Origin of the sequence: Methylocystis sp. L43 (genome assembly GCF_015709525.1) — a bacterium.
Taxonomy (GTDB): Bacteria; Pseudomonadota; Alphaproteobacteria; order Rhizobiales; family Beijerinckiaceae; genus Methylocystis.
The window spans coordinates 40,780-61,534 of the sequence record NZ_JADNRA010000019.1; the positions used below are offsets into that span (position 1 = coordinate 40,780).

Here is a 20,755-nt window from a genome sequence, read left to right on the forward strand (position 1 = left end):
AGGCTTCAAATGGCGCAGCATCCGCATGGCGACGCGACTTCATCCGGCCCTTATGACCCGGAGGCGCTCTACGACGTGCGGCTCAGCCGCACTGTGATGGTCGGCCGTGCGCGCATCAAGCCGCTCGGCGGCCATCAGATGACCGGCGCGACGCTCAACGCCATCGTCACCGAAGAAGGGACAGACGCCATTGTCTCTGCCAACCCCAGATAACGACTACGCCGCTCCGTCCAACATGGCGTTGACCAAGGCGTCGTGGGACGCGGCGATGACGTCGATAGGCCAGCGGCTCCGCGAGCGGGAAGCGCTCGAAGCCTCATTTCAAGCGCTGATCAATTTAGGCGTCGGTCAGGCGATCGTCGCCGTGCAGAACGAGATAGGCCCGACCGCCGCGCAGGCGCAGGCGGACGCCGCGGCCATCGCGGCGCTGCTCGACGCGCTGGTCAATGACGGCGTGCCGACGGCGATGATCGAAACATCGCCCGCCGCGCGGTTCGTGAGCGACGCGGAGATGAACGCCAAGGCGTCAGCCTCAGCGGTCGCCAATCTCATTGCCGCTGTTGCACTCCTGGCGCCGCGCGTCTCGCCCAACTTTCTTGACTCTCCCACCGCGCCGACTCCGCCCGCCGGCGACAATTCGGCCAAGCTGGCGAACACCGCCTTCGTGAAGAGGGAGATCGCGGCGCTGGTCAATTCCTCGCCCGGCGCGCTCGACACTTTGGACGAGCTTGCCGCCGCGCTCGGCGACGACGCCAATTTCGCGTCGACCGTGACCGCCGCTCTCGCCGCGCGCCTGCGCTTCGATGCGGCGCAAGCGCTCAGCGCCGGCGAAAAAACTCAGGCGCGGACAAATCTGGGGCTCGGCTCGCTCGCGACGCAGAGCGCGGTCAATCCCGCCGATCTGCCGGCCGGCGCGTGGGTGCATCTCGCCACGCTCACCGCGAGCAACAGCGGCGCGCTACAGGACACGAGCAGCTTCACCAGCGCCTACGACGAATATGAGATCGAGTTCGTCGGCCTGAAGCCGTCCTCCGGTTCGGCGGTCGGGCTCGGATTGCAGCTGCACAGTGGCGGTTCCTTCCGAAGCACGAATTACGACGCCGTATACATGGAGCAGAATTCCATCGGCTACGCGGGCGGCTCTGACACGTGGCAAATCAATCTGTCGGCGGGCGCCAGGATGACCAACGCCGCGTCCGACGGACTGTGCGGTTCGTTGCGACTCTACAACGTCAACAGCGCCAACAAGCTCCCCCGCGTCTCCGGCGTCTTTTCCTTCTACGAGGTGTCGATGACCCCGGCCGTCATCATCACGAGCGGTCGTTGGAACGGTGGATTCGGGGTCACCGGCTTTCAGGTTTACGCGAGCAGCGGCAATCTTGCCGACGGCGCCGTTCACATTCGCGGGAGGAAGAAATGACCTATTCGGCGCGCCGCGAGACGGTCGCCGTCGTGCGCGACTCCGACTGCAGGATCATCGGCCCTGAAATGGAGGCCGAATGGGCCGAATATCAGGCTTGGGCGGCGCTCGGAAACACGCCCGCTCCCGCGAACACACTGGTCGAACTCAAAGCAGCGGCGCTGAAGGCGCTCGGGGATCGCCGCTGGCGCGCGGAGACAGGCGGCATCAGCGTCGATGGTTCCCCTGTCGCGACGGATGACAGATCTCAGGCGAAACTCGTTGGCGCATGTCTCGCGGCGACGCTCGACGCCAGCTATTCGATCCAGTGGAAGATCGCCGACGGCGGCTTCGTGACGCTCGATCGCGATCAGATCATCGCGATCGCGCAGGCCGTCCGTACACATGTGCAGACGTGCTTCAACCGCGAGGCGGCGCTCGCTGAAGAGATCCAGGCGGCGCCGAACGAACAGGCGCTCGCGACAATCGATATCGAAGGGGGATGGCCGTTGTGAGTATGAGGCGCATCTACCTCTCCAACAACGAGGCGATTTCCCGCAGCTTCATTGTGCGCATGCCGGGCTACACCATGCCGCCAGCCGGCGAATGGAGGATGGAGCTGCGGCGCAGGGCGATCACAGCAGGCGAGCCCGCCTTCGTCTTTTCCAGCGAGATCGGCAATCTGCGCGTCATCGCCTATGACGCGCCGGCCAGGAAGGCGGTCCTCGCCATGCTTGCGCCGCCGCAGCTCATCGCCGGTCTGACCGATAGCTATTTCGCCGATCTCGTTTATGTCGACGACGGCCTTTCCAAGAATCTCGGACAGTTCGTCTTCAACTTCAGGCGCGGCGTCACGCGGGTCGATCTGCAAGAGCCGCCGCCCGACTATGACGATCTCGCCTCATGGCAGCCGATCGTGGATCTTTCCGGCGGCGACGCCGCGACCGTGTTGAGCGTGGTCGAGCGCGGACTGCCAGGCCCGCCGGACGGTCCTCCTGGGCCGCAGGGGCCGCAAGGCGCAGTCGGTCCTGCCGGCCCGGAAGGTCCGCAAGGTCTCGTCGGTCCTTCTGGCCCGCTGGGTCCACAGGGTCCGCAAGGCCCCGTCGGTCCTTCTGGCCCGCAAGGTCCGCAGGGCGAAGTCGGGCCTCTTGGCCCAGAAGGTCCGCAAGGTCCGCACGGCGAGGTCGGTCCCGCTGGTCCTCAGGGGCCACAAGGCGACGTCGGTCCTGCTGGCCCGCAGGGAGCGCAAGGCGACGTCGGCCCTGCCGGACCGCAGGGGCCGGCCGGCGAAGCCGCAACTCTGCCCGCGGGACCATGGATCCATCTTGCGACATTGACCGCGGCGGATGTCGCGCAGCTCGCCGATACGACTCACTTCACTGCCGACTTCGACGACTATGAGATCGTTCTCGAAAATCTCGTTCCGGCGACCGATGGCGCTAATCTGAAGCTGGAGCTGCAGATCGGCGGCTATTGGATGATCGACGGCTATTCCAGCCTGGCGCGCTTGACGAATGCGGCCGGCTCGATCGCCTCGCATCAGACGGCGTATATCGACCTCTCCGGCGCGACGAGTCCGCGGTTGAAAAACAGCGGGGGCGTAGGGCTAAGCGGCTTTCTTCGCTTCTTCAATCCTGCCGAAATGGCGAATGTGAAGCGTATCGTTGGACAGACGGGCTTTGGCGATTATTCCGACAGCGGGCAAAGCGCGGTTGTCGACGTATCTGCGTCGAGAAACACGACGACGGACCCAGTCACCGGCATGAAGTTCTTTGTCGACAACGGCAATCTGGCGACGGGCAAAATCCACATTTTCGGCCGGAAGAAATGACGGCGAAATCGATTGCGCAAATAAAGGCGGACATCGACGCGCATCTGCTTGCGCATGGCGCCTCGATCGATCCGTCGCCGATCCTGCGCGAGACGCTCTTCGACATCCTCGACTCGCTAAAGGCCTATGATACCCCGGATCCGCATTTGATCCGGCTGACCTACCCTGGCATCCCGTCGCCGAGTTCGCTGGTGCTTGGCGAAGTCTTTGTCGTCGGCGTGGCGTTCCCTGCAAATTTTGCGGGATCGCAGTTTCGCTGCCTCGTCGCCCCGCACGAAACTTACATGCTTCGTATCCTCAAAAACGGCGACGAGGTTGGCGCAATCGATTTCGCCGCCAGTGAAACAATCGCGACGATCTCGACCAGCGACGGCGAGAGTCTGCTGTTCGAGACGGGAGACATTCTGCAGCTCGTCACGCAGGCGAGCCTCGACGTGATCTCAGGCATCTTCGGCGCGCTCGCCGGAACCCGCGTCTGACATGCGTCGCTTTCAGCCAGAATATTGGACCGTTAATTCGAACGTCGAGGCGTCGGCGGCGCTGACGACTCCCGCGCAGGACGCGCTGACGGTCGCTCTGATCTTTCGCTCCACCAATGACCTCGTGGGACTGATCTGGGAATGCGACGACACGATCTCGCATCCGCTGTGCCGCTATGAGAGCGCCCACGATTTCAGCGTCGCAGTTCTCGAATTTGATTTCGAGATGGCTGGCGTCGCCTCCATGCTCTCTGAACGCCCGCCGAGCTTCACGGTCGAACACCTCGACGGATCGGTGAGCTATGTGCTGCCGGCGGCCTATGCGACGGACATGGCCGCAGACGGAATGTCCGGACATATCCGGTTGGAGTTCTCGCAGGTCGGCGGCGGCTGGGAAGGGACGGAGCCTGTCGACTGGACAAGCGTCAAGCGGATGTTTCTCTCGCTCATCCCAGAGGATTACGAACTCCCGGCCGATCCGCCGGTTCTGACGCCGCTCGCCGAAGAGGTCGTCGCCCATTTCTCCATGATCAACATCAGCGTCGAAGGCCCTGATCTCTTCAAATGGCGCGCCGGCGTCGCGCCGCACAAGCTCGGCATGACCGACGGCTATGACGACTCCTATCATCTCGCGCCAAAGCGCATCGTCGACGCCGCTCATGATCTCGGCTACCGCGGCTGGTATAATGTTTATCTCGGGCTCTCGCACCATCACGCCGTCGCCTGGTCGGAGAGCGAAGAGCGCTTCATCGTCGACATTGATAAGCCGGTCATCAATTCGGCGGCCCGAGCATGGTGGGACGATCTCGTCGTCAACCTCGTCGCCAACGGCTTCGAGAAGATCGTGGTGTCGATCTCCTATGAGATCATCCATTATCTGATGCCGCTCGCCTGGCGGCAGCTCGATCATCTGGGCAATGCGGGAAGGTCTGGCTGGAACCCGCCGTCGGAATTCATCTCTCCCTGCCACCGTGATGCGCTCGACTATATCGTGGCATGCGCCGATTATCTGGTCTGGCGAGTCGTCGCGCTCGGCGGCGAGGCGTATTTTCAGATCGGCGAGCCCTGGTGGTGGGACAACGCGTATGTTGTCGATGGGGGGCCGTGTTTCTATGATCCTGAGACTATCTCAGCCTATACGGCCGAGACTGGCTTACCCGTTCCTACACCTTTTTTGGAAAGCACATCTTCAGACTTCAGCGCGCCGGCGCAGAGCGCCTTCGTGCATTGGCTCGGTGACAAGCTGGGCGAGTCGACGCTCTACATCCTTGACGCCGTCAAAGCGCTCCAGCCGACGGTCAAGACGACGGTCCTCGTCTTCACGCCGCAGGTGTTTTCGCGACCCATGCTAAAGATCGTCAATCTACCCGTCGCGCATTGGGCGCATCCTGCCTTCGATATCCTGCAGATCGAGGATTACGACTGGGTCATCGCCGCCGATTGGGCGAAGCATGAGACCACTTACGAGACAGGCTTCGCGACGCTCGGCTACCCACCAGCCCAGACCCAATATTTCAGCGGCTTCGTTCTGAACGCGGGGGACGCGGAGTGGGTGTGGCCGCGCATCTTCCTTTGCATTCGCGAGGGCTATGCGCGCGTTTCTCAAACTTGGGTTTGGGCGCGCCCGCAAATCTGGCGAGAAGGGATCATTTGGCAAGACGCCGAGATGATCACCGTCCAGGGCGACTAGGCGACGTCTTTCTCCTCATGAAAAATTTCGTGGCCAAATACGACGGCGAGCCCTCGTAGGGTGCGGCGCGTTTGATCGGGCGTCAAGCGAGGTTTTGCAAGCGAGGTTTTGAATGCCTGCGACCACCCCCAATGTCGGCGTGAGGACGTTCCTCAACCGGGCCGACAAGGTTCCTTTTCTCATCGCCGACATGTCGACGATTGGCGGCGTCTTCACGCCGGGAACGGGCATCGACCGCTCGAAATTCCCCGTCGATACGCCTGTCCATTTCACGACGAGCGACACGGAGATGGTCACGGCGGCCGGCACCGGCACGCTCAAGCAACTTATCGAGGCCTGCAACTACTCCGGCATCGTCGCTTCGATCGTCGCCTGCGTGCCCGACATTCTGGTCGGCGACACCGCCGATCAGAAGATGACGAAGATGGTTGGCGACTCCGTCGCCAAGACCGGCGCCTGGGCGATGATGGCGGCGCAGGGCGAGACCGGCGTCGTGCCCGATCTCCTGATCGCGCCCGACTTCGCGCATCTGCGGCCGGGCGACGCCGCCAATCCGATCATCGCGGCCTTCGACGCCATCTGCGAGCGCCTGATCACGCCGCTGGCGATCGCCGACACGCCTTCGGCCGATAAGACCGTGGCAGCCGAATGGGCGGCGGACTGGGCCGAAACGCTCAACGTCATCTGCTGCGGCCAGGGCGTGCGCGTCTCCGAGGGCGGCGTGCCGGTCACCCGCGCGAGCGCCCCCTATATCGCCGCGCTGATGGCGAAGACCGACAAGCAGATGGGCGGGCCTTACTACAATCCCGGCAATCAGCCGCTCGGCATTCTCGGGCCTTCGCGCGCCGTCGAGTGTAATTACACCGACCCGGACAGCGAGCATAACTGGCTCCTGCAGCGCGGCGTCAACACGATCGTGCAGCTGGAAAAAAACCGCACCTCGCGCAGCGTGAATTCGCCGCAGGGCAAGATGTTCTGGGGCTTCTTCACGACGTCCAACGATCCGCTGTGGCGGCTGATCAATGTCGTGCGCACGCGCAAGGCGATCCGCGAGGTCATTCCGCGCACGCTCGTTCGCTATCTCGGCCAGAATATCGGGACCAATCTCGTCGTCACGCTGCGCCAGTCGGTGATGGACTTCCTTGGCGAATTGGCGTCGCTCCCCGAGCCGGCGATCCTGCCCGGCTTCGACGTGATCTGGGATCGCGATCAGAACTCGAACGCGGTGCTGCGCGTCGGCGGCCTCGTCTTCAACGCCTATTGGGAAGAGAGCCCGGCGCTTGTCGATCTGCAGCTCTACACCGGCCGGCGCGAGCAGAGCTTCGACATTCTCGCCTCTGAAATTCAAGCGGCGATGGCGCAATACAACGTGTCGGGAACTCTTTAGACCGCGCGCGAAAAGGATTGACAGATGGACAACATCGTTCGCGGCTGCAACTGGTATTTCGCCCAGCTCAATGTTTGGCGCGTGCTCGACGAAGTGACGCTGCCGGAGCTGACGTTTCAGACCGAGGATTTCACGCCGGGTGGCCACATGATGGGCGTCGCTTGGCCCGAGGACATGCAGCCGCTGAAGGCGACGATCAAACTCAAGAGCGACGATCCGCGCATTCGCGGGCTCTGCGGCAAACAGCCCGGCGATTATGTCACCGCCACTTACTACGAAAATCTGCGCTCTTTCCGGACTGGCGCCAACAAGGGCCGCATCATCACGATGAAAGGCCTCTTGAACTCGGTGAAGGCGGATGTCCGCAAGGGCGTCAAATCGTCGATGACCGAATATGAGTTCTCCAGCATCGTCTACTACGAGGACATCGTCGACGCCGTCGTGGTGCATCGCTTCGATCAATTCATGGGGCCGGGCGCGACCGTCATCGGCGGAGCCGCGCTCTTCGCAGACATGGCGGCCAATCTCGCGATCAATGGAGGGACAGCGCTGTGAACGATGCCAAAAGTGGCGTTGAAAGCGCCGTGAAAGCCGATTTTGCGCAAGTGCCGCTCCCTCCCGATGGCGCCGAGGGCGAGGTGAGGGAAGCGAGCGCTCCGGCCGGCCCGTCGCAGCCGCAAGCGGAAGTCGCCATCCTTGAATTCGAAGATCCGGCGGGCATGATTGAGGAGGTTCCGCTGAACCATCCCTTCCGCTGGAAGGGAGAATGGCTGCGGAAAGTCTCGATCCGCCGGCTCATCTTCGCCGAAGCGCTCCGCGTCAACGAAGAGGCGCAGAAAGCGGGCCGCGAGGTCACGTCAATCGACCTGTTTGCGGCGATGACCGCACTGTCGGCGCCCGTGATCCGCGGCATGGAGGCTACCGACGCCGATCGCGTCACAAAGGCCTGCCTCCCTTTCTTGCCCCTGACCGAGGAGGATCGCGCCTCTCCGTAGACTGGTCCGATCTGCGGCGCATCGGCCTCCTAGCGTGCCGCTTCATGAACGAGCCCTGGAGCCGCGTGTTGCGCATGCCGCTCGACGAAGTGATCCGCAACGTCTTCGAGGGACAGCAGATCGAGGATGAGGACGGCGCCGGCGCGCAGATCAGGCTGCTCAACGAGCTGATGACGAAATTGATGTGAGGCGGGAACCGGCGCGAGCGGCTGCGGCAGCGCAGAGCGAGCGACGCAGGAGCTAAAATCATGGCCGATCTCGACGTCGCCGTAAGGCTCAAATTCCTCACCGATGGCGAAGGAAAGCTGAGGGCGGCGGCGAAGAGTCTTGCCGACTTCAGCAAGAGCGCATCGAGGCTCTCCGGGCGCGCGACAGGCCGCTTCGGCGGCGATCTCAACAAAGCGTGGCATGCGAGCGTGAAGCTCGGCGGCGCGCTCGACAAGAGCGCCAAGTCCGCCGGCAAGACCGCGACCGGGTTGCGCGCGATCGGAACGGGCGCGAGCGGCATTGATCGCACGCGCGCCGCGGTCGATCGGCTGGCCAAATCAACGAACGCGCTGGGCGCGGCCGATCGAAAGGTCCGGCTCGGCGCAGCCGCTTCGGGCGGAGGAAGCGTTCTCGCGGCCGGCGCGCTTGGCGGCGCCATGGCCAAGCGAAAGGCCGCGCTGAAAGAAGGCTTCGCGGAAGCCGCCTCGCACGTCTCTCCTGGAGCCGGCTATCTCGTCGGGGCCGGAACGGCGGTCGCCGCTGGCGCGGCTGTGGGCGGAACCGTCGCAACGGTCGGCGCCGCGATGGCCTATGGAACCAAACAGGCGATCGACTTCGAAAAGGCGATGGCCGACGTGAAGAAGAAGGTCACGCTCGATCAAGGCGAGAGCTGGCTCGATGTCGAGCGCGCGATCAACAAGGTATCGCGCGAAATGGGCATGGCGCGGACCGATACGGCGGCGCTGACCGCCATGGCTGGGCAGGCGGGAATTGCCTACAAGGACCTGGGCGCATTCATGAGACTCGCCGCTAAGGCGGCGACGGGATGGGACGTCGCGCCGAAAGAGGCGTCGGAGCGTCTCGCGAAAATCAAAGCGCAGACACAGTGGACCATTCCACAGCTTGAAGAATTTGCGGACAAAGTGAACGCTCTCGGCGACTCCTCGGCCTCCGCCGAGAGGGACATCGTTGAGATGTTTCAGCGTGCGGCCGGCGCCGCGAAAGCGGCCAGTGTTCCGCTCGACACGTCGCTTGCGGTGACGACGGCGCTCAATTCGATCGGTATGCAGGAAGAGGTTGCCGCGCGCTTTTGGAATGCCTTTTCGTCGAAAATGCGCACGGCGGCGTCAGGCGGCCGCGGCGCGAAACAGGCCGCAGAAGGCTACAAGATGATCGGCTTGACCCTGAAGCAGGTCGAGCAGGGCATGAAGAACGACGCGACGAAGACGATCCTCGACGTGCTGGACCGTTTGGAGAAAAGCTCCGAAAAAGCTTCAGCGGCCGTGAAAATCTTCGGACAGGAATGGTGGGACGAGGCGGCGCGTAGCGGCCAGGCGCTGCCCGAAATCCGCAAGAACCTTGAGATGCTCGCCAGCGGCTCATGGAAGGGCTCGCTCGACCAGAATCTCAAGATTGATCTCGACACGACCGCTAACCGCCTTAATCGCCTAAAGGCGTTGGTTTCCGAAATCGGCGACGGGCTGATGCGTTGGTCGCTGAAGCCCATCGGCGACGCTTCCGAGAAATGGCAGGCGGCGGCGGAGCGCTGGGAGCGCGCTGCGGAAGCCGACAGGATACTTTCCAAGGCCGGCAAAGAAATGTTGTCGGCGGCGGAAGCCAGGCGCGTGGTCAATGATCCGGATCTGCGCGCGAGAATCGAGGCGCAGGAGCGCGCCAGAACCGGCACTGGCGAGTCGCTTGCGGCCTATGAACGGCGACTTCGCCTCGATCGCCCGGTCAAGGCGCCCGCGCCGATGATCTCGCAAATCGAGGGCGCTACGCCTCATATCGACGCGCGGCAAATCAATCAGGCGGCGGCTGAGAGCGTCGCCAAGGCCAACGATCTCTATGACGCGCTGCAAAAGCTGAATGTAACGGTAAGGCCGAACGTCGACGGCGCCGGCGCTATCGCACAGATGGAAGTCCTCAAGCAAAAAGCGCAAGAGACGGCCAGCGCCATGCGCGCGCTGCAGAACTTTGGCGCGCCGACATCAGGAACGCGCGTCAATCCCACATTGACAGGCGCGCCTCGCGGCGGCGGCGGCTCGACAGGCGGCGGAAGCGCGCCAGCGACGCCGGGAAAGCAGTCGCGGCTCGGACGCGGCGGCCCCATTCAAATCGGAACCGCGCATTTCCACGGCGTCAAGGACGCTGGCGCCATGCGTCGCCAGCTTGCCGCGCTCGATCGCCGCATCCGCAGCGCGCGCGACAACGCCCTGCATGACATAGGTTGATGATGTCGCAACCGATCGCTCTCATCGGCTCCGCAATCGTCGACGTGATCGGCATCACGCCGCTCGGTTTCGGCGAGATCATGGAAGCCAACTGGGCGCGTCACCCCGTCTTCGACAGCGATCCCTATTACCAGCCGGCGTCGGGCGGCGACCATATCGAGACCCTCCATCTTGCCTGTCGTCCGCATATTTTCGGCGGTCTCGACAATTTCCAGTCGCTGAAACGCCACTGCAAGGCGCGCGAGCCGGTTCCCTACATCCGGATGAGCGGGATGGTCGGCGGCTATCAGGGGCTCGTCGCGGTCCAGACCGTTTCGCGCGAGGAACGCCGCATCGCGCCCGGCGGCGTCGGCTGGCGCTGGGAATTCACCATCGAATTGCTCTTCATCGGCGAGCATGCGGGAGGCGGGTTTTGAAACGCCTGATCATCGAGCCTGTGCGGCTCGACATCCTCGCCAGGGAGCAGATGGGATCGGAGCTGGACGGCGCCATGGAGGCGCTGCTCGACGCCAATCCAGGCCTCGCCAAAGAAGGCTCTTTCGTCGTCGCGCCGCGCGTCGTCGAAATCCCGCCGACGCCGGAAAAGCCGACCATCCCCAACATCAATCCCTGGGACTGATCTCTCCCCATGTGGCGCAAGCCGATCCTCATCATCAACAACAGCTCGGGACGAAATATTCTTCCCGGTCTCTCGGGCCTTTGGCTGTCCTGCAAGGTGACTGAGCAGGCCGGCGACGAGAGCGACGAAGCCGAAATCATCTGCGTTGGCCCGCCCTCGAAATCCGGCCTTCCTGGCCGCGGCGAGAAATTCACGATCCTCGGCGGGTGGGAGGACGAAGGCCCGGTGATGCAGGGCGAATACACCGTGCAGAAAATCGTCTGCAGCGGCGATCCGGAAGAGGGAGACCGGATCACGATCGTGCTGCGGGCGGCCGACTATGTCGACAAGCTGAAAGCTCACGCCTCGAAACATTACGACGACAAGACCTATGGCGACATCATCGAGGACGTCGCCAAACAGGCCGGGCTCCAAGCCGAGGTCGACTCGGACGTCGCCAAGATCAAAGTGCCCTACCGGCTACGCTGGAACCAGTCGCATATCGATTTTGCGACCGAGCTCTCCGAGGAGGTGGGCGCGATCTGCAAGCCCACGGGCGGCAAGCTGATCGCGGTGAAGCGCGGCGCCGGCAAGAGCGCCTCTGGCAAGAACCTCACGCCGATCGAGATCATACGGCGCAAAGGCTTTGCCTACGAGATCGAGATCGAACCGCGCCCAGAGGTGGGCGACGTCGCCGCCAGCTGGCACGACGAAAAGGCGGGCAAGCGGAAGGTCGCGAAACACAAGACCGGCCGTAAAGGACCGCTGCACGCCCTGCCGCACCCGTTTCGCAGCGAGGACGAGGCGAAGAAGGCGGCCGAGTCGGAAGCCTATGAAATGGGAAACGACACCGGCTCGGGGCACTTCGACGGCCCCGGCCTGCCGCACGCCCATGCCGAGGCGATCGTTAACGTCTCAGGCTTCGGCAAGCCGCTCGACGGCCGCTGGAAGGCCGAGACCGTCGAAAAGATCTGGGATGCGACCGGCGGCTTCGTGACCACGGTGCATGTGAAGGCGGGCGACGACGAGAAAGGGAAGAAGGCGTGAGCGAGCGAGCAACAGCCCTGGGTTGTTCGCGTGGCACAAGCCGGGGACGCCCGCCAATGTAGAGTTCGTAGCGGGGCCGGGTTGCCCCGGACGCGGGTCACAGCGTGGCAGCAAGATCCCGCGCAGCGCACCGAATCGATAACGCTCCCCGCCGCCGTCGTCGACGACACGGGGAAGATGCGGACTCGGGATTAACGAAGAATGGACGATTTATGCGAATGGCGCGACGTTGCTCCCGTCTCGCCGGCAGCCGGCTGGATTGGCGGGAAAAAGCAGCTGGCGAAGCGCCTCTGTGCCCTTATCGAGGCGACGCCGCACAGGGTCTACGCGGAGCCCTTTGTCGGTATGGGCGGCGTCTTTCTGCGCCGCCGGCAGGCGGCGCGCGCCGAGGCGATCAATGACGCCCTCAAATGGCAGGTCGCGAGCCGCGCCGACTTCGAGCGTCTGGCCGCGCAACCGCCGGAGCTTCTCACCGATCTGGAGCGCGCGGCACGGTTTCTCTATCTGCAGAAACTCACTTTCGGGGGAAAGGTACGGAGCAAGAGTTTCGGCATGGACACGCATGGGCCGGCGCGCTTCGATCTCAATAGGCTCGGCGGCGTGCTGGAAGCGGTCCATGAGCGGCTTGGCGGCGTGACGATCGACTGTCTTGATTGGCGCGAGTTCATCGCGCGCTGGGATCGGCCGGAGACCTTGTTCTATGTCGACCCGCCCTATTACGGGACCGAGGGCTACTACCGGGCGGCCTTCCCCCGCGCCGATCACGAGGCCTTGGCGGCGCTTTTAAGGGGAATAAAAGGGCGCTTTGTACTGACCATGAACGACAGCAAGGAGACGCGCGCCATCTACCGGGAGACGGGCGGCAGGATCGAACGGGCTGAGCTGACCTACACTGCCGCCGGCGGATCGGGCGCGAAGCGCGCCGCCGAAATTATCGTGAGTCGGTTGTGAGGTATTGGCCTATTTTGAGCGTTGCGGAACGCTTGCCTTCTGTTTCAACGCTCTTAGCTTCTAAGTTTAAACCTAACAAAATTCCGGGTGGCCGAGCGCTGTCCCCTTACGCGGATACATTCTCCTTGGGACGGAGGCTGAATTGAAGACGGACGAGATCGTAGCGTTTAGCTGATGAAGTATGGGCAGGAAGTCCCGAGCCAAGGTGAAATCACGCAGCTGGCGAGAGTATGAGGCCGGGAAGTGAGATCGAGGCTTATACGCAAGTGTAAACCGAGGGATAAGGTCCGTTACGAGAACCTCGTTCGCAGCAGGAGAAAATACGGCCCGGTGAGGGGCGGTTCAATGGCGCTCTCTGCGTCCATCCTGCAAGCGGCACAGCCATGGCATAGGGCCTCCCTAGCGGAAGGCTGCCGGCTAGCATAGATATAGAGGAACATTTTGGGATATTGGCCATGCGTTAGCTGGTTAGATTGTGGAGAGCGCCACAGTGTCTGTGCCGATAGAGAAAACCCCGCGTTTTGCGACAGGCGTTCCGGGGCTCGACAGCGTTCTTCACGGCGGTCTTCCGCGCGGCTCTCTCATTCTTCTCGAAGGCCCGCCCGGCAGCGGCAAAACGACCGTGGCGCTTCAGTTGCTGATCCAGGCGGTTCGCGCAGGTGAAAGCTGTCTGCTGGCGACGAGCGCCGAGTCGCCGCATCAGTTGCGGTCGATCGCCGCATCGCACGGGTGGAGTCTCGACGGAGTTAATATCACGGGCCTGGCCGAGCCATCCAGCGCGGAAGAAGGGCTCGATTACACGATCTTCCCGGAGGCGGAAGTCGAGATCGGCGAGACGTTCGACCATCTTTTTTTCGAAGTCGAGCGGTTGAAGCCGAAACTGCTTGTGCTCGATACAATCTCGAGTCTGCGCGTTTTAGCGCCGACGGCGGCCTTCCATCGGCGCCAACTGAAACGTATTCGCGACTTCATGGCGGCGCGCGACTGCACGACGGTGATGCTGGATGAAGTGTCGATGACGGAAAAGGATCTTCGCAGCAAAACTTTGTCTGACGGCATCATTGAATTGCGGCAAAAGCAGTCTTCTTACGGTGCCGACCGACGCGCATTGCGCGTGAGCAAACTGCGCGGCTGCAGCTATGTGAGCGGCTCGAACGATGTAACGATCGCCGCTGGAGGGCTGACCGTGCACCCTCGCCTCGTCGCACACAGTTTTTCGGCCGTCGTGGCGTCACCGGCGCTCGACTCCGGCAATTCAGAAATTGACGCGCTTGTCGGAGGTGGGCTTCCCCGCGGTTCTAACACGCTCATCATGGGGCCTGCAGGCGTTGGAAAATCAACGCTATCAGCGGTCTACGCGATGGCCGCGGCCAAACGCGGCGAGAAATGCGCGGTTTTGCTGTTCGACGAAAACGAGGACAGCTATATCGCCCGCAGCGAGGGCTTGGGCTTCGACATACGCGCTGAAGTCGAAGCCGGCCGCATTGAACTCAGGCATCTTGATCCGGCCGAACTGAGCGTCGGCGAGATCGCCGACCTGGTCATGGATCGAGTCGAGAAGCAGGGCGTGAAGCTCGTCGTGATCGACACGCTGAACGGCTATCTGCAATCCGCGATGGAAGAACCGAGTGTTATCCTTCACATCAGGGAGTTGCTCTCCTTTCTGAGCCGTCGTCAGATTGTAACCATCATGACGCTAACCCAGCACGGCATTTTCGGAACGGAGCTCTCTTCGCCTATGGACTTCAGCTTCCTGGCGGACAATGTGTTCCTGCTTCGTTTTTTCGAGCTTGACGGCGCGCTGCACAAGGCCTTTTCGATCGTCAAAAAGCGCAGCGGCCAACATGAGCACACGATCCGGAAACTGACGATGAGCGCGGGGGGCGTCGACGTCAGCGAGCCGCTTACAGGCTTTACAAGCGTCCTGACGGGGACGCCTGTGTATCATCCTGAGTCCATCGTTCCGATTCAATGATGGCGGAGAGTAGCGCAGCGAAGCTCGTCCCGAGAGCCGAGGATAGCCTGCGGGTTCTGATTTTGACGCCGACGGGACGCGACGCCGCCCTCGCCGAAGACGCGCTCAATCGTAGCGGTCTTTCCAACTGCATTTGCAGCAACGAAGAAGAGCTACGCCGGGAGATCGCGAAAGGCGCGGGCTGCGTTCTTATGGCGGAGGAGGCGTTACCGCGTGGTCGCGCTGTGATCTGGCGTGACCTGTTCGGTCCTGAACCGGCGTGGTCACAGTTGCCCATCATGTTCCTTCTCGCCCGCGGCCACGCTCAAAGGGATTGGGCGTTACTACGAACCATCGAAAAGCGCCCTAGTATTGGCTTCATCGAACGCCCTGTGCAAAAGCGCTCGCTGATCAGCGCGCTCAAGAACGCAATTGAAGCCCGTCGACTACAATACGCCATTCGCGATGCGCTGGACGCGCTGCAGACCGCCGATCGCCGCAAGGACGAGTTCCTCGCCGTGTTAGCCCACGAGTTGCGCAATCCTCTAGCGGTGATTTGCGCGGCGATTCACATCAAGCGGCGCTCAGCCGGCGGCGATGACGATATGCTATCGGCGATCGAGAGGCAAACTCAACACCTCACTCGTATTATCGAAGAACTCCTCGACGTCTCGCGCATCACCCGCGGCAAGATAGAGCTTCAGAAGGAGCGCCTGGATCTAGTCTCGCTCGTGCGCGAAGTGTTCGAACATGGAGCCGACAAACTTCAGGCCGGGAAACATCGCAAACAGCTTTTTGCGCCCCCGACGCAGCTTTTCATCGACGGCGATCCCGTTCGTCTCGGTCAGGTGTTTGCCAACATCCTCAACAACGCCGCCAAATACACGGCGGAGACTGGCGCCATCGATGTGACGGTGGCGCAGGATGGCGGTTACGCGGTCGTCGCGATTAAGGATGCTGGCGTCGGAATTCCGCCCGACATGCTAGATCGCGTTTTCGAGATCTTCGCGCAGGTCGACCGCAATCTCGGGCGGGCTCAGGGCGGGATTGGGGTCGGACTATCGCTCGCCCGCAGCCTTGTCATGTTGCACGGAGGCACAATTGAAGCCCGAAGCGGCGGCGCGGGCATGGGCAGCGAGTTCATCGTCCGGCTTCCGTTGAGCGAAGCGCCGGTTGCGGCGAATGTCGAACCCGCGCAAGAAGCTGCGCCAGATACAGGGGAGCGGCGCGCGTCCCCGACCAAGGTGCTGGTCGTCGATGACGATCAGCTTGTCGGCAAGCTCACTGGCGAGTTGATCGCCTCCTTCGGGATGGAGGTGCGGGTCGTTACTGGCGGCGCCGAGGCGCTGGAGGTCATCCCGAAATTTCAGCCCCGCGTCATCTTTGTCGATCTCGGCATGCCCGGGATGGATGGTTACGAAACGGTGCGGAGGATCAGACAGCTTCCCGGCGGAGAGTCGCTATTCGTCGCCGCGCTGTCGGGTTGGGGCCAGGCCGATTACCTTGAGCGAAGCGCCGAAGCCGGCTTTGACCGGCATTTCGTCAAACCGATCAAGATCTCAGAACTGGAAAAGCTGTTCGCTTCGGAGTCGCCAGCCAAAGCAGATGGCGCGTGATACACGGCGTCGATCCGATCATCGCCAGGGCTGGCCGCGACGTTGGGCGGCAGCCTAGAGTTACCTCAACCATAGTGGGATAGCCACCTAAGCCGCCAGTCAAGCCGGCACCGCCCATGAGATGGCCTCAGCCGCGCTTTAGGGCGCGGCCATCCGATCTGTCGCCGGAGGCCATTTGTTTTGTCGCGCTACATCAGGGGGCTTGCGTCACCACGGTTGTGGCTCCGCAGCTGCGGCCTCACCTGCGCAGGTCGCGGAGCGGGAGCCTTTCCTTTGCCCGCGCGCCGTGCGACAAGCCGCCAGAGCCCCCGCGGTCGGCCGGCCCGCCGCAGGCCGCCAGTTCGCCTTGCTCGTAGGGTCCGGGTCGCGCGCCCATGTCGGTCAGACATCCGATCATCTCCATCACCGGCTCGTCCGGCGCCGGCACGAGTTCCGTCAAGGCGACGTTCGAGCAGATTTTCCGCCGCGAGCGCATCGAGGTCGCCTATGTCGAGGGCGACAGCTTCCATCGCTACGATCGCGGGGAGATGAAGGCGAAGCTCACCGAGGCGCATGCGGTCGGCAACCAGAATTTCAGCCATTTCGGGCCCCAAGCCAATCTGCTGCCGGAGCTCGAGACGCTCTTTCGCGAATATGGCGAGACGGGCTCCGGCCGCTACCGCCATTACGCGCATGATGAAAACGAGGCGGCGAGGCTCGGCGTGCCGCCTGGCACATTCACCGATTGGGAAGAACTGCCGGCCAATACCGACGTGCTGTTCTATGAAGGGCTGCACGGCGCGGTCGTCACCGACGACGTCAATGTCGCGCGCTACGCGGATCTCAAGATCGGCGTGGTGCCGGTCATCAATCTCGAATGGACGCAGAAGCTGCATCGCGACCGGCACTCGCGCGGCTATACGACCGAGGCCGTCACCGAGACGATTCTGCGGCGCATGCATGACTACGTGCATTATATTTGTCCCCAGTTCTCGGAAACGGACATAAATTTTCAGCGCGCGCCGACGGTCGACACCTCCAATCCCTTCGTGGCGCGCTCGATTCCGACGCCCGATGAGTCGATCGTCGTCATTCGCTTTCGCGATCCGCGGGGGGTGGACTTCCCCTATCTCGTGTCAATGATCGCGGGAAGCTGGATGTCGCGCGCCAATTCCATCGTAATTCCAGGCAATAAGCTTGATCTCGCGATGCAGCTGATCCTTACTCCGAGGATCCTCGAACTGGTCAGACGCAGGAAAGGCGTGACGTGAACGACACTATATTGACGGCGGCCAAGGAAATTTCGGCGACGGACGCAAAATCCGATCCGGGGCGCTACGCCAACGCCATTCGCGCTTTGGCGATGGACGCTGTCGAAAGGGCGAAATCCGGCCATCCCGGCATGCCGATGGGCATGGCCGACGTCGCGACCGTGCTGTTCCAGCGCTTCATGAAGTTCGACTCCAGCCAGCCCGACTGGCCGGACCGCGACCGTTTCGTGCTGTCCGCCGGCCACGGGTCGATGCTGCTCTACGCGCTGCTCTATCTCCTCGGCTATCCAGGCATGGGCCGCAAGGAGCTCGAAAATTTCCGCCAGCTCGGTTCTCCCACGGCGGGCCATCCCGAATATGGCCACGCCGCCGGCATCGAGACCACCACCGGTCCGCTCGGTCAGGGACTCGCGACCGCGGTCGGCATGGCGATCGCCGAGCGCCTCTCGGCGGCGCGCTTCGGCGACGATCTCGTCGATCATTTCACCTATGTGATCGCCGGCGACGGCTGCCTGATGGAAGGCGTCAGCCATGAGGCGATCGACCTCGCCGGACATCTGAAGCTCTCAAAGCTCGTCCTCTTCTGGGACGACAATTCGATCTCCATCGACGGGCCGACGAGCCTTGCGACCTCGACGGACCAGATCGTGCGTTTCGCCGCCGCCGGCTGGCACGTGGCCCATGTTGACGGCCATGATCCTGAAGCGGTCGCGCAGGCGATCGCCGCGGCGCAGGCCGATCCGCGGCCTTCGCTCATCGGCTGCCGAACGCTGATCGGCTATGGCGCGCCGACTAAGCAGGGCAAGGAAAGTAGCCACGGATCGCCGCTCGGCGCGGCGGAGATCGACGGGGCGCGAGAGGCGCTCTCCTGGCCGCATGCGCCGTTCGAATTGCCCGACGACGTGCTGGAGGCCTGGCGCGCGGCGGGAGGGCGCGGCGCAAAGGCGCGGGAAGCCTGGGAGGCGCGACGCGCCGCGTCGCCCAAAGGCGCCGCCTTCGACGCTTTCATGAAAGCCGACGTCGCGGCGGAAATCGCCAAGCCGCTCGCCGAGTTTCGCGCCATGCTCGCCGCCGAAAAGCCGAAAATCGCCACGCGCAAATCCTCGGAAATGGCGCTCGGCGTCATCAACGCCGCGACGCAGGCGACGATCGGCGGCTCGGCCGACCTGACGCATTCGAACTTCACCATCACCAAGGGCATGGGCGAGGTCGCCCCGGACGATTTTTCCGGCCGCTACATCCACTACGGCGTGCGCGAATTCGGCATGGCGGCGGCGATGAACGGGATCGCGCTGCATGGCGGCTTCGCGCCCTACGGCGGCACCTTTCTGGTGTTCTCCGATTATGCGCGGGGCGCGATCCGCCTATCGGCGCTCATGGGCCTGCGCGTCATCTATGTGCTCACCCATGATTCGATTGGCCTTGGCGAAGACGGGCCGACGCATCAGCCGGTCGAACATCTGGCGGCGTTGCGCGCCATGCCGAATCTTCACGTCTTCCGCCCCGCCGACGCGATCGAGACCGCCGAATGCTGGGAGCTGGCGCTGGCCAGCCGCCACACGCCGTCGGTCTTGAGCCTGTCGCGGCAAAATCTGCCGACGCTCGAGCGGCCGATTGGCGAAAACCTTTCCGCCAAGGGCGCCTATGTGCTGCGCGACGCGGCGGGAAAGCGCGATGTCACGCTGCTCGCCACGGGATCCGAGGTTGAAATCGCCCTTGCGGCCGCCGACATTCTGGACACGCAAGGACTGAAAGCCGCCGTGGTCTCTATGCCCTGCTGGGAGCTGTTCGAGGCTCAGTCCGAGGCCTATCGCGCCGAAGTGCTCGGCGCCGCCCCGCGCGTCGCGGTCGAGGCGGCGGTTCGGCTCGGCTGGGACCGCTGGATCGGCGAGCGCGGCGCTTTCGTCGGCATGAGCGGTTTTGGCGCAAGCGGGCCGGCCGGCGAACTGTATAAGCATTTCGGCGTCACGGCGGAGGCTGTGGCTGACGCGGCCCGTACGCTAGTTAAGACGTAAGAGATAGCGGAGGCGACAATGGCTCTCATCACCCTGCGGCAACTGCTCGATCACGCCGCCGAGCACGACTACGGCGTTCCGGCGTTTAATATCAATAATATGGAGCAGGGCCTCGCCGTCATGGAGGCGGCCGCGTCCGTTGAAGCGCCGGTCATCATCCAGGCCTCGCGCGGCGCGCGCAGCTACGCCAACGACATCATGCTCGCCAAGATGATCGAGGCGCTCGCGGCGATCTGGCCGGACATTCCGCTCGTCATGCATCTCGACCACGGCAACGCCGAAGCGACCTGCGCCAGCGCCATCCGCTTCGGCTTCACCTCGGTGATGATGGACGGCTCGCTCAAGGCCGACGGCAAGACCCCTGCCGATTACGATTACAATGTGCGCGTCACCCGCAGCGTCGTCGACATGGCGCATTGGGTCGGCGCTTCCGTCGAAGGCGAACTCGGCGTGCTCGGTTCGCTCGAGAGCGGCATGGGCGAGAAGGAAGACGGGCACGGCGCCGAAGGCAAGCTCTCGCACGACCAGCTTCTGACCGATCCGGCGCAGGCCGAGGATTTCGTCGCCCGCACCAAGGTCGATGCGCTGGCGATCGCCATGGGCACCTCCCACGGCGCCTATAAATTCTCGCGCAAGCCCGACGGCGCCATCCTGGCGATGAAGGTCGTCGAGGAAATTCATCGTCGCCTGCCCAGCACCCATCTCGTGATGCATGGCTCGTCGTCGGTGCCGCAGGACTTGCAGGACGCTTTCAACGCCGCGGGCGGCGAGATGCCGCAGACCTGGGGCGTGCCGGTCGCGGAGATTCAGCGCGGGATCAAATATGGCGTGCGCAAGATCAACATCGACACCGACAACCGCATCGCCATGACCGCGGCGATCCGCGACGTTCTCGGCAAGAACAAGGGCGAGTTCGATCCGCGCAAATATTTGAAGCCCGCGATGGAGGCGATGCGCGCCGTCTGCAAGCAGCGCTACGAGGAGTTCGGCACGGCGGGCCAGGCGTCGAAGATCAAGCCGATCCCGCTGTCCGAAATGGCCAAGCGCTACGCCAGCGGCGCGCTCGATCCGCAGTTCGCCGGCAAGAAGGCGGCCGAGTAGC

At 63.2% G+C, this 20,755-nt stretch carries 20 protein-coding genes; all 20 read left to right on the top strand.

What is annotated here, in order from left to right:
• The first annotated feature begins 9 nt into the window (after positions 1 to 9).
• The 20 genes from IYX23_RS03975 to fba all read left to right on the top strand — a co-directional run bounded on the left by IYX23_RS03975 (position 10) and on the right by fba (position 20,754).
• Positions 10 to 213, top strand: a complete 204-nt coding sequence (locus IYX23_RS03975; RefSeq protein WP_196393226.1) for a hypothetical protein — start codon at positions 10 to 12, stop codon at positions 211 to 213.
• Positions 191 to 1,420: a hypothetical protein gene (locus IYX23_RS03980; protein WP_196393227.1), complete on the top strand. Its 1,230-nt coding sequence runs from the start codon at positions 191 to 193 to the stop codon at positions 1,418 to 1,420. The genes IYX23_RS03975 and IYX23_RS03980 overlap by 23 nt, the downstream gene beginning before the upstream one ends.
• Positions 1,417 to 1,914, top strand: a complete 498-nt coding sequence (locus tag IYX23_RS03985) for a DUF4376 domain-containing protein (protein WP_196393228.1) — start codon at positions 1,417 to 1,419, stop codon at positions 1,912 to 1,914. The genes IYX23_RS03980 and IYX23_RS03985 overlap by 4 nt, the downstream gene beginning before the upstream one ends.
• On the top strand, positions 1,902 to 3,230 hold the full coding sequence (locus IYX23_RS03990) for a collagen-like protein (RefSeq protein ID WP_246716468.1): 1,329 nt from the start codon (positions 1,902 to 1,904) through the stop codon (positions 3,228 to 3,230). Before IYX23_RS03985 ends, IYX23_RS03990 begins: the two co-directional genes overlap by 13 nt.
• Positions 3,227 to 3,709, top strand: coding sequence for a hypothetical protein (locus IYX23_RS03995; protein ID WP_196393229.1), 483 nt, complete (start codon positions 3,227 to 3,229; stop codon positions 3,707 to 3,709). The genes IYX23_RS03990 and IYX23_RS03995 overlap by 4 nt, the downstream gene beginning before the upstream one ends.
• A gap of 1 nt (position 3,710) precedes the next feature.
• Positions 3,711 to 5,399, top strand: a complete 1,689-nt coding sequence (locus IYX23_RS04000; protein ID WP_196393230.1) for a hypothetical protein — start codon at positions 3,711 to 3,713, stop codon at positions 5,397 to 5,399.
• A gap of 112 nt (positions 5,400 to 5,511) precedes the next feature.
• On the top strand, positions 5,512 to 6,786 hold the full coding sequence (locus IYX23_RS04005; RefSeq protein WP_196393231.1) for a hypothetical protein: 1,275 nt from the start codon (positions 5,512 to 5,514) through the stop codon (positions 6,784 to 6,786).
• A gap of 24 nt (positions 6,787 to 6,810) precedes the next feature.
• Positions 6,811 to 7,341: a phage major tail tube protein gene (locus tag IYX23_RS04010; RefSeq protein WP_124739763.1), complete on the top strand. Its 531-nt coding sequence runs from the start codon at positions 6,811 to 6,813 to the stop codon at positions 7,339 to 7,341.
• A complete protein-coding gene (locus IYX23_RS04015) occupies positions 7,338 to 7,781 on the top strand; it encodes a hypothetical protein (RefSeq protein WP_196393232.1) in 444 nt (147 codons plus the stop codon). The genes IYX23_RS04010 and IYX23_RS04015 overlap by 4 nt, the downstream gene beginning before the upstream one ends.
• A gap of 44 nt (positions 7,782 to 7,825) precedes the next feature.
• Positions 7,826 to 7,969: a hypothetical protein gene (locus tag IYX23_RS04020; RefSeq protein ID WP_154451532.1), complete on the top strand. Its 144-nt coding sequence runs from the start codon at positions 7,826 to 7,828 to the stop codon at positions 7,967 to 7,969.
• A 60-nt stretch (positions 7,970 to 8,029) separates the two neighbouring features.
• Entirely contained in the window at positions 8,030 to 10,222 is a 2,193-nt protein-coding gene (locus tag IYX23_RS04025; RefSeq protein WP_196393233.1) for a phage tail tape measure protein, read from the top strand.
• The gene (locus IYX23_RS04030) at positions 10,222 to 10,638 is read left to right on the top strand and encodes a phage tail protein (protein ID WP_210330614.1); all 417 of its coding nucleotides are present in this window, start codon (positions 10,222 to 10,224) and stop codon (positions 10,636 to 10,638) included. The genes IYX23_RS04025 and IYX23_RS04030 overlap by 1 nt, the downstream gene beginning before the upstream one ends.
• A complete protein-coding gene (locus IYX23_RS04035) occupies positions 10,635 to 10,841 on the top strand; it encodes a tail protein X (RefSeq protein WP_196393235.1) in 207 nt (68 codons plus the stop codon). The genes IYX23_RS04030 and IYX23_RS04035 overlap by 4 nt, the downstream gene beginning before the upstream one ends.
• A gap of 9 nt (positions 10,842 to 10,850) precedes the next feature.
• Positions 10,851 to 11,867 carry a contractile injection system protein, VgrG/Pvc8 family gene (locus IYX23_RS04040; protein ID WP_196393236.1) on the top strand — a complete coding sequence of 339 codons (1,017 nt, stop codon included), beginning with the start codon at positions 10,851 to 10,853 and terminating at the stop codon, positions 11,865 to 11,867.
• A 201-nt stretch (positions 11,868 to 12,068) separates the two neighbouring features.
• Positions 12,069 to 12,818, top strand: a complete 750-nt coding sequence (locus IYX23_RS04045; RefSeq protein ID WP_196393237.1) for a DNA adenine methylase — start codon at positions 12,069 to 12,071, stop codon at positions 12,816 to 12,818.
• 490 nt (positions 12,819 to 13,308) lie between these two features.
• Positions 13,309 to 14,793, top strand: coding sequence for an ATPase domain-containing protein (locus IYX23_RS20605; RefSeq protein WP_348643623.1), 1,485 nt, complete (start codon positions 13,309 to 13,311; stop codon positions 14,791 to 14,793).
• Positions 14,793 to 16,388, top strand: coding sequence for a hybrid sensor histidine kinase/response regulator (locus IYX23_RS04055; RefSeq protein ID WP_246716454.1), 1,596 nt, complete (start codon positions 14,793 to 14,795; stop codon positions 16,386 to 16,388). The genes IYX23_RS20605 and IYX23_RS04055 overlap by 1 nt, the downstream gene beginning before the upstream one ends.
• A gap of 374 nt (positions 16,389 to 16,762) precedes the next feature.
• Positions 16,763 to 17,638, top strand: coding sequence for a phosphoribulokinase (locus IYX23_RS04060; protein WP_109024253.1), 876 nt, complete (start codon positions 16,763 to 16,765; stop codon positions 17,636 to 17,638).
• A 92-nt stretch (positions 17,639 to 17,730) separates the two neighbouring features.
• Positions 17,731 to 19,653, top strand: a complete 1,923-nt coding sequence (gene tkt, locus IYX23_RS04065) for a transketolase (RefSeq protein ID WP_246716464.1) — start codon at positions 17,731 to 17,733, stop codon at positions 19,651 to 19,653.
• 18 nt (positions 19,654 to 19,671) lie between these two features.
• On the top strand, positions 19,672 to 20,754 hold the full coding sequence (fba, locus tag IYX23_RS04070; RefSeq protein ID WP_154451516.1) for a class II fructose-bisphosphate aldolase: 1,083 nt from the start codon (positions 19,672 to 19,674) through the stop codon (positions 20,752 to 20,754).
• Position 20,755 lies beyond the last annotated feature (1 nt).